The sequence below is a fragment of the Microcoleus sp. CAWBG640 genome (assembly GCF_020883015.1).
Taxonomy (GTDB): Bacteria; Cyanobacteriota; Cyanobacteriia; order Cyanobacteriales; family Microcoleaceae; genus Microcoleus; species Microcoleus anatoxicus.
The window spans coordinates 20,989-35,271 of the sequence record NZ_JAHRFC010000054.1 but is presented as its reverse complement, the minus strand read 5'-3'; the positions used below and the strand labels follow the sequence as shown (position 1 = coordinate 35,271).

13 protein-coding genes, 1 tRNA gene and 1 pseudogene are annotated in these 14,283 nt (G+C 45.4%); 6 read left to right on the top strand and 9 right to left on the bottom strand.

Going from position 1 to position 14,283, the window contains the following annotated elements:
- Positions 1–448: NYN domain-containing protein (locus AAFP11_RS22030; protein ID WP_341738978.1), on the top strand; the 448-nt coding region annotated here is incomplete at its 5' end.
- Positions 449–557: 109 nt separating this feature from the next.
- Positions 558–629, top strand: a tRNA-Asn gene (locus AAFP11_RS22025).
- Between the two features lie 145 nt (positions 630–774).
- Here AAFP11_RS22025 and AAFP11_RS22020 read toward each other — a convergent pair.
- From AAFP11_RS22020 to AAFP11_RS22010, 3 genes are all read right to left on the bottom strand, one after another.
- On the bottom strand, positions 775–1,980 hold the full coding sequence (locus AAFP11_RS22020; protein WP_341738977.1) for a glycosyltransferase: 1,206 nt from the start codon (positions 1,978–1,980) through the stop codon (positions 775–777).
- A 147-nt stretch (positions 1,981–2,127) separates the two neighbouring features.
- The gene (locus tag AAFP11_RS22015) at positions 2,128–3,759 is read right to left on the bottom strand and encodes a polysaccharide biosynthesis protein (RefSeq protein ID WP_341738976.1); all 1,632 of its coding nucleotides are present in this window, start codon (positions 3,757–3,759) and stop codon (positions 2,128–2,130) included.
- A 457-nt stretch (positions 3,760–4,216) separates the two neighbouring features.
- The gene (locus AAFP11_RS22010; RefSeq protein WP_341736667.1) at positions 4,217–5,476 is read right to left on the bottom strand and encodes a PilT/PilU family type 4a pilus ATPase; all 1,260 of its coding nucleotides are present in this window, start codon (positions 5,474–5,476) and stop codon (positions 4,217–4,219) included.
- Positions 5,477–5,714: 238 nt separating this feature from the next.
- Here AAFP11_RS22010 and AAFP11_RS22005 point away from each other — a divergent pair, with 238 nt between their 5' ends.
- Positions 5,715–6,881, top strand: a complete 1,167-nt coding sequence (locus AAFP11_RS22005) for a DUF58 domain-containing protein (RefSeq protein WP_341736666.1) — start codon at positions 5,715–5,717, stop codon at positions 6,879–6,881.
- 16 nt (positions 6,882–6,897) lie between these two features.
- On the opposite strand, the gene AAFP11_RS22000 is transcribed toward AAFP11_RS22005, so the two are convergent.
- From AAFP11_RS22000 to minC, 4 genes are all read right to left on the bottom strand, one after another.
- Entirely contained in the window at positions 6,898–7,428 is a 531-nt protein-coding gene (locus AAFP11_RS22000) for a transposase (protein WP_341736684.1), read from the bottom strand.
- Between the two features lie 26 nt (positions 7,429–7,454).
- On the bottom strand, positions 7,455–7,775 hold the full coding sequence (gene minE, locus AAFP11_RS21995) for a cell division topological specificity factor MinE (RefSeq protein WP_340520543.1): 321 nt from the start codon (positions 7,773–7,775) through the stop codon (positions 7,455–7,457).
- Positions 7,776–7,893: 118 nt separating this feature from the next.
- On the bottom strand, positions 7,894–8,700 hold the full coding sequence (gene minD, locus AAFP11_RS21990; RefSeq protein WP_340520546.1) for a septum site-determining protein MinD: 807 nt from the start codon (positions 8,698–8,700) through the stop codon (positions 7,894–7,896).
- A gap of 108 nt (positions 8,701–8,808) precedes the next feature.
- Positions 8,809–9,609 carry a septum site-determining protein MinC gene (gene minC / locus AAFP11_RS21985; protein ID WP_341736683.1) on the bottom strand — a complete coding sequence of 267 codons (801 nt, stop codon included), beginning with the start codon at positions 9,607–9,609 and terminating at the stop codon, positions 8,809–8,811.
- Between the two features lie 84 nt (positions 9,610–9,693).
- Between minC and AAFP11_RS21980 the strand changes: the two are divergent.
- From AAFP11_RS21980 to dndE, 3 genes and pseudogenes are all read left to right on the top strand, one after another.
- Positions 9,694–9,927 (top strand): annotated as a pseudogene (locus AAFP11_RS21980) (ADP-ribosylglycohydrolase family protein); the annotation flags it as partial.
- Positions 9,928–10,046: 119 nt separating this feature from the next.
- Positions 10,047–12,044 (top strand): DNA sulfur modification protein DndD, encoded by a 1,998-nt coding sequence (gene dndD / locus AAFP11_RS21975; RefSeq protein WP_341736665.1) that lies wholly within the window; start codon positions 10,047–10,049, stop codon positions 12,042–12,044.
- Positions 12,045–12,482: 438 nt separating this feature from the next.
- Positions 12,483–12,884, top strand: coding sequence for a DNA sulfur modification protein DndE (dndE, locus tag AAFP11_RS21970; protein WP_341736664.1), 402 nt, complete (start codon positions 12,483–12,485; stop codon positions 12,882–12,884).
- Here the strand turns inward: dndE and thiD are convergent.
- Positions 12,881–13,723 (bottom strand): bifunctional hydroxymethylpyrimidine kinase/phosphomethylpyrimidine kinase, encoded by an 843-nt coding sequence (gene thiD, locus AAFP11_RS21965; protein ID WP_341736663.1) that lies wholly within the window; start codon positions 13,721–13,723, stop codon positions 12,881–12,883. The two genes, dndE and thiD, sit on opposite strands and share 4 nt — an antisense overlap.
- Before the next feature lie 137 nt (positions 13,724–13,860).
- Positions 13,861–14,268, bottom strand: a complete 408-nt coding sequence (locus tag AAFP11_RS21960; RefSeq protein WP_341736662.1) for a response regulator — start codon at positions 14,266–14,268, stop codon at positions 13,861–13,863.
- Positions 14,269–14,283: the final 15 nt, after the last annotated feature.

Genomic DNA, 14,283 nt, shown 5'->3' with positions numbered 1-14,283 from the left:
TCGCCGCGAGTTAATTGAAGTTTTAGTTAACTACAGCGCTGTTCAAGATTTTGAGGCTCGACTGGTGTTTGATGCTCACTATCGACATACTCCCAGCGTCAAAGAAATTATTACAAAACATTTATCCGTGCACTACACTGACTTCGGTCAGACAGCAGATACTTATATTGAAAAATCTTGTGCTAGTTTGCGCTATGAATTGCGATCGCGATCGGGAAAAGGTCGCATGATTGTCGCCACATCAGACCGAGCGCAGCAATTGACCGTCGTCGGCTACGGTGCCGAATGGATGTCTGCCGAGCAACTTGCAGCCGACATCGAATCCACAGCCCGCCGCTGCGAGCGCCTGCACAAATCTCGCAAACAAACTTCTAGTCGCTTTCTTGCGAGTTCTCTCGATCCAGAATCCCAACAGCGGCTGGCTAAACTGAGAATGGGATTGCCCTAACTCCTGAAACCCGCTTGTGGTATGAATTGAAAAAAAGTTTGTCAAAGGCCTTGCCAAATTCACGATGTTGGTATTACTATTAGTAAATGTGGCAAGCAAAAAGCACCAATCCTCGGTAGCTCAGTGGCAGAGCGGTCGGCTGTTAACCGATTGGTCGTAGGTTCAAATCCTACCCGGGGAGTTAGTAAAAATCAGAAGTTGGAATTTTCCAGCTTCTGATTTTTTGTGTTTCAACCCATTTGCACCTAAATTGATTAGAGATCTCCCATAATTCTTGTGGAACAGGCATCGGGCCTGTTCTTGAATATCTTTTTGGGAGATGTCTATTAAACATCCCGTTCTGTGCGTACCCATTTGGTTTGCCGTTTCAGCAGAAAACCGAAATACAGAGGTATTTTCCAGAGGATGTAAAAGGGTACGGATAACAGAGTGGAACCGGAAATATCGGCACGCCCAAATTTAGCCCAAGCGCCGATAATTGAAACAAAAATTAACAATCCTTGTATTGCTAACAGGATGGCTGGAATTGGGGATGTTCCCAAGGTTGTTGCTAGTAATGAGGCTGCAAAAGCTGCTAGCCACAGGGCGACTAAAAGAGACAGGGGAGGGACTGATAAGTCGAGGGCGATCGCCAATAAGTCAAATCTTTTTTGCTGTAGGGATGCTGCTGCGAGGCGGGGGGTTTGGGTTAACAAAGTCTGTATGTGACCGTGTTCCCATCGGGTTCTTTGACTTGTCGCTGCTTGCTGCTGCTGGGGTAAACAACCGGTGACTCTGGCTGCGGGACAAAACATGGTTGGATGTCCGGCGATCGCCAAATCCAAACTCATCTGCATATCTTCAACAATATTACCGCTGGCTAGGGAAACCGATCGAATTATCGACCAGGGAAAAGCCATGCCTGTTCCTGTTAGTAATGATGGGAATCCTAACTGTTTTAATCCGCTTGGTCTGACTAAGTTTTTGACTAGAAATGCTAAGGCAGAAATGGAATCTTTGGGAGTAGGATTTGGTGGCTGTTCCATGAGATAAGTTGCTTGGACTGGCCGTGTTGAAGCAACTGCAATTCTGGCTAATTTATCGATAGCGTCTGGTTGACAAATACAGTCTGCATCCACCATGATTACTACTTCTGGCGGGTCGGAGGCGATCGACTCTAAGCCGAAGTCTAGGGCGTATCCTTTGCCTTTGCGTTCCGTGTCTTGGCGTTCTAGGGCCGTTGCGCCGCAGTTACGGGCGATGTTTGCTGTTTCGTCGGTGCAGTTGTCTGCAATCACTAATAGGCGATCGTCCGGTGTTAATTGTGGCAATATTGTGGATATTGTGGCTGCAATGCCCGCTGCTTCGTTGTAAGCTGGAATTAAAACGGCTACTTTCGGACGGGGAGATTTAGTATCGGCGGTGGATTGGCTAGCTGAAAATAAAGATGCTGTGCATTCTAGAAATAGAACTGCAACGGGAATCAGGAGAATTAGCGCGATCGCCCATAACAGGATATCAATAAATAGGAACACTAGCTGACTATTTTCCACGCTCTAGTACCTTATTTTAATTTGGCCAATCCTAGTCTAACCTAAAATTCAGACACCGAGAAGCCCAACTTTTAGAAAAAGTCGGGCTTCTCAATTTCTAGGTTTTATATTGTTAAAATCAGAACTCACTGAGTATTTTTGATGATGTTAGGCTGCATCACGGATGGGAACACCTTCATAGTTACTATTGCTTAATTGTGCCACTGGCATCAATTCTCTCACATATTTTGACACCGATCGCAAATAGTGTACCTCCGATTCCAGAGAATCAAGTGCAGCCAAACTATTCACTAATTCATGAAAATCATCAGCGCTAATTCCCGATTTTTGCAACACTTCTGCATCGACTCTGCCGTAAATCCCTTGCAGCAGTAGTTCGATAATCTCGCTATAGCTAGAGATGTCTGTTCCGTAACCTTGCAATTTCTTCGGATTAATTCCCCAATGCAAAATTCTCAATAAATTTGGGGCGGAACTCCATGCAAAAGAGGAAGCAATTACTTCTTTTTCTGCTGATACCAGAACTTCTTTAATTTGTGATTCTGGGAAATCAGAAGCGTTGATAAAGCTTTCCAAGTGAGACACTTGTCTATCAAACACCCGGAAAGAAAAAGGAGCCAACTCTGCACTCACGATATCGCCCGAATCATCAATAATTCTAAAAGGGTCTTCCAGAACATTAATTAAGAGGTGAATGTCTCTAGGTTTGCTCCAGTCAAATTGTCCCATAAAAAATGGTTCTTCATAGCCTGGTAAAAGTCCTTGAAAATAAATCGGCAGATTTTTACCTGACTGAACAATTTTATAGAGAGCTACTTCCAAAGTTTCTGTGGGCCATCCGAGATTTCGCACCGTCAGAAATTTCAGTTTTCCGGGAACAGATAAAACCAGTGCGTTCAGCAATAAATGCACGGCTTCCAGAACATTTTGAGCGGTGACGTAGCGGTGGGGAGCGTGAACGTTGACAATTTTTCCTTGGTCTACTTTCTTGGACATTTGTTCGCAGAACAAGCTGTTTTCCAGCATATGAGTAAAGCGAACCATCCCGTAGGTGACTTTTCCTGATTGAGCTGCTCTGGCAAATTGCCATTCAGCAAATTTTTTAGAAGCTGCATAAACTTCCGTGGTAAAATACCGAGATGCTTTTCCAGTGGAAGAAAAAATGCACTGTTCCACACCGTATTCTTCCGAGAGTTCGATGACGTGCTTGGTTCCTAAAATACTGGTTGTCACTGTTTCTCGGATTTGAATTTCAGCTAGCCCTGGGGAGCGTTGAGCTGCTAGGTGAAAAACAATTTCTGGCTTGTGGACTTCAAATATCTGTTTAAGGGCTCCAAAGTTGCGAATGTCGGTAGCATAGAAGGTAACAGCACCTTCTTGTTGACAAAGGGAAAGAGTTTCTAAGGGGTTTTGACATCGGGCTTTGTCTACGCAAATGATTTGATTTGCACCTAAATACAGCAGTTTTTCGATTAAGTAATTGCCGACGCATCCTTCGCCACCGGTGACGAGGATGGTTTTTCCTTGGATTTTGTTGCTGACTGCGGTGGCGTACAGGTGTACTTCGCGATCGCGCACGTCCTCAAAAGGTTCGCTTTCTAATTGTCCGTCTGCTTTGTAGGCCGAGATTAACTGTGCGGTCAAAGTTTGTAAAGCAGCTATAGTTTCAGGAGCTTGCGGTTCCAAGGAGCCTGGGGGAACTAACTTTTGGATGCGATCGATTATTTCTGCTTTACTTGGACATTCCAATACTTCTGAGGGGTTAGATGCACTCTTCACTTGTTTGGCTCCTTTGATTTTTCAAAATATACTCGTTCTAACTAACACTGGTTTAACAGCCCAAATAACTCGGACTAAAAATACCTGTTTTTTTTTATCCACTGGTTAATAGAACTCCCTAAAAACCTGCTGCGACACAGATTATTCTATTCATCCTGTTTGTAGCTTGACTAAGGGTTTTGGTTGACTGGTTAATTTGGGCATATTCTAAATTTAAAGTTTTTATCAAAAAATATTATTATTACAATTGCCACTATTGTAAACTGAACTTCCTAGGTCTTGGCAATAGTCACAACACATCTTTATCATTTCTTTGCAATCATCTCAGGGTTTTTCCCTATTTTTAAAGTTTATGTAAAGCACGGTGTTTGTTAAAGAAATTTAATATTAAATTTCTTTAACATTTAGTAAAAAAAGGGTAAAGTCCCATATACTCTTACCCTTCTGAGATGTGCTGCTACTTAGCACGAACGCCGCGTTCTTTTTTGCTACCTTTAAAGCCACGAGCATCCGCAGCATCATAGCCTCCTGTCCGCAAGCGACGGTCTAAATCGGTCGCTTCAGGAGAAGCTTTATTTGCTTCTTCTATCGTCACTCTGCCCTCAATTACAAGGTTATAAAGAGCCTGATTGATAATCTGCATTCCTTCATAAGTATCAGTTTCCATCAACCGGAAAGCCTCGTCATCAGCACCTTTCATTAAGTAATCGTGCATAGCAGGGGTATTCACCAAAATGTCGTGAACTGCGACGCGACGATTGTCAACGGTTGGTAACAAAAGTTGAGCAATTACTGCTACCAACGAGTCGCAGATTTGAATCCGCATGGCCTGCTGTTCTTCTGGGGGATACATATTCAACAAGCGGTTGATAGCGTTAATGGCGCTGCGAGTGTGGAGAGTACCCAAGACTAAGTGACCTGTTTGAGCTGCTTGCAAAGCTGTATTGATGGTAATACGATCGCGCATTTCCCCAATCAGAATCACATCTGGATCTTCCCGCAACACAGCCCGCAACGCCTGCTGAAACTCGTGGGTGTGCAAGCCCACTTCCCGCTGGCTGACTAAACATTTCTTGGAAGGGTGAATGAATTCGATCGGGTCTTCAATGGTAACTACGTGTTTTTGCTCCATCTGGTTCAGGTGGTCGATCATCGCAGCCACGGTGGTCGATTTTCCCGAACCGGTCGGTCCGGTAACTAATATTAACCCTTGCGATCGCAGGATAATGCTTTTGAGAACTTCTGGCAATCTCATCGCGTCGATACTCGGTATTTGCAGATCGATCAAACGCAATACTATAGCACCGCCACTGAGGGAATCAAAACAGTTTACCCGACACCGCACAAAACCAGGATAGAAAATTGCTGCATCTAATTCTTTGCTATCTGCGAACTGTTTGCGCTGTTGGGGAGAAAGAATTTCTGCTAAGTAATGTTCAAAAATTTCTGGAGTTACTTTGACGTGGCTCATAGCTACTTGCATCGTGCCCCGAATCCGAAATCTTGGCACTTGACCGACTCGAATGTGAATGTCGGAAGCCCCAGCGGCATGGGCATCTCTGACCATTTGCTCGATCGTACTGAGGGGAACTTCTGGCTGTCGCGGGACTGCCGCAGCCGGAGGCGCAGGAGGGGCTGCTAAGGGCGGTGGCGGTGGCGGTGTGCGGCGTGCTTGAACCTCTGGTCTAACGGGTGTAGGATTATCTAATGGGTTCATTTTTTGGTCTCCATTGAATGTAGATTTTTTGCTAAAAAATGGCTGACTTCTAATCTAATCGCTAATATCTAATTCGCTGCTAAGTTATTAGAAGATTTTACAATTAGCTTTTGAGGACTTGGCGAGATTCCTCAGTGACTAGACCGGGCTCAAAAAGTTGGTCAGTCAAGAGGCTAAATCCGATCTTCTTGCTAGTTTGAGTGCGATTGATTAACCATTCCTCACCCTTGAAAGTGCTATGAACATCGGTCTAAAAATTGCCAACTGGCTCGAAAGTCGCGCTGCAACACCGTCTTACGGTGCTTGGGTGCTGATCGGGTTGACTGTTTTCTTTTTTGGCTCTGCTACTAATACAATGGCTGGGTGGCTTTACGTACTCAGCGGTGGGAGTTTGGCGCTGTTGGGAATTGCGGCTTTTTTATCTACGAGATCGCTCCGTGCTTTGGAAGTCCGCCGTCGCGCGATCGAACCTGTGAGTGTGGGCGATAAAATTACGATCGAACTTGAAATCGAAAATTGCTCCGACCAACCTCAAACCCTGTTGCAAGTCATAGATGTCTTGCCCTTTGTACTCACAGAGCCCGTAGTTCGCCCCCTTGAGGCGATCGCACCCAAAAGTATTTACAGGGATACATACTATGTGGAAGCGCAGCAGCGGGGTGTCTATCGCTGGTTAGAGGTGCACTTGAGGACAGCAGCACCTTTGGGGTTGTTTTGGTGTCGGCGCAGTCGCCCGGTTCCGGCGAAGGCGGTGGTTTATCCCCAGGTTTTACCCTTGAGCACTTGTCCTTTGATCGATCGCATCGGTCAAGAAGATAGTCCGCAATTGTACGATCGTAGCCGATCGCAAAATGCTACAGAAGGACTCACCCGTAACCTCAGACCCTACCGACACGGAGACCCCACCAGACTGATTCATTGGCGCACCAGCGCCCGCCACGGGGAATTGCGGGTGCGGGAGTTGGAAGTTGCAGCCGGTGGTCAAGAAATTATGATTGCTCTCGACAGCGGTGCCACCTGGGAACCAAAGGAATTTGAACGAGCCGTGACAGTCGCTGCGTCCCTTTACTTCTATGCTAGCAAGCGCTTGTTAAACGTCAAACTTTGGACAACCGGAACTGGAATCGTATCGGGGAACCGGGTAGTTTTGGAAACTTTAGCAGCAGTTAATGCAGCGGAAGATGTTGTGCAAAACAGACCTAAACTGCCGCTAATTTGGCTGACTCAAAATTCTGCAAGTTTAAGCACTCTTACCCAAGGTAGTCGTTGGGTACTCTGGCCCAGACCTAGTACGGAAATCGGCGAAAAAATATTAGTAAAAAATGATTTTCCTGGTCTCGAAATTCGGTCCGATCGACCTTTACAAATCCAGTTACAATCACCTTTAGAAAGAGCGATGAATTAGTGAACAAACCTGACGGTCAACTGAGTACATTTAGACCGCAGGCTTCTTTTTCCTTTTTTGCAAAGGCTTTTTTGAGTGACGGAGTTCCCCCGCCACTTTCGTAACTCAGACCAATTTTTCTAATAAGTTTCGCTGAATTTTCATCTCGATCCAAAGATGCTCCGCACTGACAGGAATGCCATCTTTCCGACAACTCTTTCGGTACTTTATTGAGGCAATTCCAGCAATACTGAGAGGTTCCCTTCGGAGCAACAAATAAAACACTCTTACCCAACTTCCAAGCAACATACCTGAGAACATTGGCAAATTGACCGTGAGCAGCATCAAGCATTGATTTATTCAGGCTACTTTTAGCCGATTGACCGTTTGGCAAATAAACCAAGTTATTGCCACTGTCAATATCAGTTTTAGACTTGGCGCGTCTGGTCAGATTCTTTAGGTTCAAATCTTCAACAACTAAAACATCACACTTGCTGTATAACTCCTGTGCCGTTTTAAATTGAAAATCCAATCTAGCTCTAGCTACGAACTGATGGAGCCTAGAAATCTTACTAGGGACTTCCCGGCTGGTAGTTAATCCTCATCCGGCATCTCTTCGGGTACCTCTTCGGGTACCTCTTCCGGTACTTTATCCACCCTGACTCGCCGGATCGGCAGATTCGCAATCAAGGATGTCGCCCGCTGGTCGCTGGCTAGGGAAAACTCTGACTCGCTAGTATCAATTTCCACATAACGCGACACCACCTCTAAAATTTCTCGGCGCATCGCCTCAACCATTTCGGGACTGAGTTCTGAGCGATCGTGCGCTAGAACCAGTTTCAGGCGGCGTTTGACCTCATCGCGGCTGTTATCAGACGTGCGCGGGAAAAGTCGTTCGAGGAGTGTATATATCATGATTGGTACTCATTTGTCAAGGGTTATACCTAGAAAAAGTGAACTTTGGGAACATCTAGACGATGGTGTTAGATTTAGTCCCTATGGATGAAAGTCGATCGCCCCTAGGGGCCGCAGATTAAATAATTTTAGTATTGAAGAATTTGCGGAGGCGACTAAAAAAGGTTTCGGGACGAGGATTGAGATCGAGAAAATCGACTTTTTCCCCTTCCAAGCGACGAGCAATATTGTCAAAAGCGGTTCCAGCCAAAGAAGCTGTTTCGGACAAAACTAATGGTTCTCCTCGGTTGGTGGAAACAATGACGCGCTCATCGTCAGGGACTACGCCCAGCAGCGGAATGGCGAGGATTTCCCGCACGTCTTGCACCGACATCATATCATTGGCGAGTACCATTGCCGGTCTGATCCGGTTGACGATCAGGTTGATTTTCTTGACATTATTAGCTTCCAGCAAACCGATAACTCGATCGGCATCTCTGACAGCAGCGATTTCTGGAGTAGTCACAATCACACCTTCAGTAGCCGGGGCGATCGCATTTTGAAAACCCTGTTCAATGCCCGCAGGAGAATCAATTAAAATATAATCATATTTTGTCCCCAACATCCCCACAAGTTGCTTCATTTGCTCGGCACTAATGGCATCTTTCATGCGAGTTTGGGCCGCCGGCAACAATACCAAACGTGGCTGACGCTTATCTTTCACCAAAGCTTGCTCTAAGCGACACTCTCCAGCCAGCACTTCCAGTGCAGTATAAACAATGCGATTTTCTAAGCCCAGCAGCAAGTCTAAGTTTCTGAGGCCAAAATCGGCATCAATCACCGCAACGCTGCGCCCCCGCTTAGCTAAAGCCATACCAAGATTAGCAGTGGAGGTGGTTTTACCAACTCCGCCTTTCCCTGATGTAACAACAATAATGCGAGCCATAAGCGATTTTAGATTTGAGATTTATAGACTGGGCGTTAGGTATGGGGCATGGGGCATGGAGCATGGCGCATTGGTAACAAATAACCAATAACAACCAACCAATAACAACTAACCAATTAAAAGAGATTTGTCAAAATCAGAAGCTCTGCCAATCCTAATCCCTTTATCTGTCACATAGGCGACTTCCGGGAAAAACTGAGCCGGCGAAGCTTCTGGACCTCTGGCAACATACTTAGCAATCCTAATCACCATCGGTTCCATCTGCAAGGTCATAATCACACTTTTGGTATTGCCGCCAGCACCAGCATGAACAATCCCCCGCAAACGCCCCCAAACTAGGATATCGCCCCCAGCGATGACTGAACCACCTGGATTCACATCTCCCAAAAGTACGACGGTACCCGGATGGCGAATTTCTACGCCCGATCGCACCGTCATCTGCAAATATAAAGGTTCCGCCAGGGATTGCGGTTTGTCCGTGGGGGCTTTACTCAGGGATGAAACAGGAGGCTGCTGTTCTACACAATACCCGACAGTGGCGGCGGCAACCGCAGTTTGACGGCGGCTAGTGTGGACTCGTTTGAGTTGAAGTTCTACTTCCGATAGGGCTTCGGCGATTTCTTGCAGTTGGCGAATATCCAAAAGTCGATCGCTCGCCATCAATTGTACTTCGGCATTCGCCTGCCAAAAGCGTTCTCCTGCATTCAGCCTCACCTTTAACTGTTGCCAAATTTCAGTCCAACTAGAGGCGGAGACGGTGGGTGTTTCACTGGTGTTAGTTTCTGAGGGTAACAGCAGCAGTAGCTGTCCATCTTCAGTTTTCAGACGGACTTGCATATCGAGGCTGACTTCAGGTGTCCCTTGAGAGTCGGGGGCGGAAGTGGCTCCGGGAAAGGCATCGGGTATCATGGGAACGGGTCTGAGTTCGGGTAGGGACAAGTTACGATCAATCTTAGCTCGATCGGTCATTAGTCATTAGTTAAAGGTACGGGTTATGTTGTCAAGTCTTGGGAGGCGGCGCTTTGGGCGTTTTATAACAGTGATTCTTTTGCTCAAGGGTGCTTGTTAGCTGTGAATTTGGGTGATGATGCTGATACGACTGGTGCGGTTTACGGACAGTTGGCTGGGGCTTTTTATGGTGAAGGTGGCCTCCCGGAAAAATGGCGATCGCAATTAGTCCATCGTAATTTAATTGCAGATTTTGGCGATCGGCTTTTGACCCCTTAGCCATCTGAGCGATCGTTAAGCGGCGATTGCCCCTATACAAAATGATATCATTAGGACTTGCGTCATTTGAGACTGCCGATCGCACTTAGAATTCTCCACCCATCTCAACAACATCTACAATGCAATTCCTCGAACTCGTCCTCAAAAACTTCGGTCCCTATGCAGGCACTCAAACCATCAATCTCCGCCCCGAAAAAGACGGTAATCCATGCCCCATAGTCCTATTTGGGGGCATGAATGGCGGTGGCAAAACTACCCTCATGGATGCAATTCGCCTCGCCCTCTACGGCGGCAGAGCTCAATGTTCCACCAGAGGCAATTTAAGCTACAGCGACTTCCTCAATCAATCAGTCAATCGCCACACTCCACCCTTAGACGATACCAGGGTTGAATTAATATTTGAACAAATTCAAGATGACAAATTAACCAAATTTAAAATAGTTAGATACTGGAAAAAAACCGATACAAAAGACAACCTAAGTATTCTCATATATAGCGAATTTGTTACCGATTGGTGGGCAGACAAAGCCCTGAGCAACACCTGGGATGAATACATCGAAACCATGCTACCAGTCGGCATATCTAACCTGTTTCTTTTTGATGGCGAACAAGTAAAAGAACTAGCGGAACTCGAAACTCCACCAGAATTTGTAGTGGGCGCAATTAAATCTCTTTTAGGTTTAGAATTAGCCGAACGCCTCGCCGTTGACTTAGAAATATTAGCCAGCCGCAAACGTAAAGAAATGTCCGGCAAAAAAGACTTGGCAGCTTTAGAACAAATTGAAGAAAAATTAAATAAAATTACTGATAAAAAGACCGATGCCGAGCAAGATGCAGCTAACTTAAAAAACAAGTTAGAGCAAGCTCAAAAAAATCAGCAACAAGCATCAGATAAGTTTATTTACGAAGGTGGGAAAATCGCAGCCGATCGCAGCCAACTAGACAGACAACTAAACGACTACAGAGCTGCTGCTGAAAAATCCCGTGAAGCGATGATTGAACTAGCATCAAATACCCTCCCCTTAGCCCTAATTTCCCCCCTACTCAGCCAAGCCAAAACCCAAGCAGAAACAGAAGCCAGCCAGCAGCGAGCCAAAATTGCCCAAAATATTATCAAAGAAAAAAGCGATCGTCTCCTCAACTACATCGCTGAAATTTCATTGAACCCCGAACAACTAGACAAAATACAAGACTTCATCCACCAAGAAAATAGACAACTAGAACAGCAAATTGGCTCCGATACCCCGCCCTGGTTAGCTGCGGATGATGACAACATCCAGCAACTAGAAAATATCCTCAACTACCAAATCCAATTCCAGCAAACCACAGCCACTGAAACAATAGAAAAAATCCAAAATATCGAAACAGAAATCGACTTTACAGACAGACAATTAGCCACCGCAGCTTCTCCCGAAGCCTACAAACAACTAGAAATAGAGGTAAAAAACACGCAACAAGCAGTGGCTAATGCAGCCGCCGACTTGGAATCGGTTAACCGCTACATCGAAGAATTAGACAGGGAATTAACCCAAGCCAAAAAAGAATTAGAAAACTACAGCAGCGAATACATCACCATCAGAAACAGCCAACACATCATCGCATCCATCGCCAAAGCCCAAGCCACCCTCAAACAATTCAAAGAAAAACTCACCCTCAAAAAGCTCAATAAACTCGAAGTAGAAATCACCGAATGTTTCCGTTACCTGCTGCACAAAACCGACTTGGTACATAGAGTAGCCATAGATACCCAAACCTTTAGCCTTTCCATCTACGACACCGAAGGGAAACAAGTACCGAAACACCGACTGTCAGCAGGAGAAAAACAACTGCTGGCGATCGCCTTTTTGTGGGGATTAGCCAGGGTATCCGGGAGACAATTACCAGTCGCCATCGACACTCCCCTAGGCCGCCTCGACTCCTCCCATCGCAACAACCTAGTCGAACGCTATTTCCCCTCAGCCAGCCACCAAGTCATCCTACTATCAACAGATACAGAAATTGGCAAAACAGAATATGATAAGCTGCAAGAATTAGAGGCGATCGCCCACAGCTACATCCTTAAATATGATTCCGCCAAACGCCAAACCACCGTCGAAACTGGTTACTTTTGGACATAAAAATTCGCCCTAAAAAATAGACGCAACCCCTTGACTTTGCCCTGGGGTTGCGGTACTATATATAGGATAATGGGATGGTTGCGAAAATTTTATTTTTTCCACCATCCCATTATGTAGGATTTATCCTTATATAATCACAATAGCAGAAAACCCTGTATATATCAACCTAGCGCCGTGTAAAAAAATGTAAATTTTGTGGTGAATTTTGTTCGTGAATTTTGGTTGACAACCTGAGTTTTGAAAGGGAGCATCCCGACTTTGCATAGGCGAAGCATGACCGCAGACAATTTATTAGTGATAACCAGAGATTTACAGCGGTCATGCTTCGCCTACGAAGATATTTGCACTCATTGAGATGCACCCTTTTGAAAAGCCTATCTAGAGGCTGTGCCGGCTCAATATTAACAATCATACAACAGATCAAAAAATCATCAACCTATGGAACCACCAGTCGATCGCATCCGCCTCTCCCAAACAGGGAAAGACCAACTATCAAAACTGAAACGAGCAACCAAAATTGACCAGTGGAACATCCTATGTCGGTGGGGTTTTTGCCGATCGCTAGCCGAGCCGAGCATCCCATCTCCCGTACCGATTCCTAGCGACAGCAATGTCGAATTAAGTTGGGATGTTTTTGGTGGCGACATGGCTGATATCTTGATAATTGCTCTGAAGCAGCGCTGTCACAATGACAACTTAGGTACAGAAAAAGATACTCTCGCTAAACAGTTTCGCCTCCACTTGCACCGTGGGATCGGTTATTTAGCTGGCGATCCGAATATTAAAAAAATAGAAAATTTAATTACGATCGCCCTATCGCCAGAAAAATTAAGAAATTAACTGATTGTAGACTGTGGAGAGACTTCTGACTTCAACAGCGGGAAAAAATGACCTACTGGACCTTGACCTTCTCCAATATCTAAAGCATATTGGAGAGCATGGGTCACATAATGTTTAGCGAAGGTAACTGCTGTGAATAAATCTTTGCCTAATGCTAGATTGGCGGCGATCGCAGCACTTAAAGTACATCCTGTCCCGTGAGTATTCTGAGTATCAACAGTCTCGGCCTTTAAAACCTCGGAGCCCCTACCATCAAACCAAACATCAACTCCCCGTAACTCCCCTTTCATCCCCCCACCTTTCACCAACACCGCCTTCGCCCCTAAACTATGAATTTTCTGGGCCGCCGATCGCATATCATCCACAGAATTAATCTCTAAATTGCTCAAAATAGTCGCCTCAAACCGATTGGGAGTCACCACAGCAGCCATGGGAATCAAAATATTTTGCAAATAGGCGATCGCCTCATCGTCAATCAATCGATCGCCCGATCGGGATACCATTACCGGATCGACAACCAAATTCTGGATCTGAAAACTCTCCACCTCGGAAGCTACCGCCGCCATAATTTCGCGGTTTAACAGCATCCCAGTCTTCACAGCATCCACCCCAATATCCCCAACCACCGCCTGAATTTGAGCGATGACAGCCTCAGCAGACAAAGCATCCACCCGCGTCACCCCCAACGTATTTTGAGCAGTAACGCAAGTCAAAGCACTCGTACCGTGCACGCAATGAAAGGCAAAAGTCCGCAAATCCGCCTGAATCCCAGCCCCACCGCCACTATCAGAACCTGCGATCGTCAAAGCTACAGGAATCCGAGATTTTTCACTTACCATGATTTATTTGACTCCTACTGGGAAAAATTTATCGCTCGTATCGACAACCAGCTTTGAAAATCCCTGAACATACCTAATGTTTTCGCCCAGGAAAGCAAACCCACAAAAATTAGCTGACAACACTAGCCAATCCCCGTTTAAATTTCTCCTAACAATTCTCGGATAGTAGTTACTAATAATTTCATTTTAACTGGTTTAGACAAATATTCATTAGCACCAGCAGCCAAACATCTCTCGCGATCGCCTACCAGTGCTAGGGCTGTGAGTGCCACAATAGGAACTCTATCTAATTTTGGTTCTTTACGCAAGGTTAAGATAGCTTCAAAACCATCCATAATTGGCATTTGAATATCCATGAGAATTAAGTCAAGAGTGGCTGTGGTAGCAATTTCGATCGCTTCCTTACCATTATTGGCGATAATAATTTCATAGCCAAAAGCACTCAGATACGAACAAAAAGTTTCAATATTTGCTTCATTATCCTCTGCCAATAAAATGACAGCTTTTGTCCCATGAACATCAGAAATAGTATTTGTTTTTTCCATATCTAGCATCTCCTT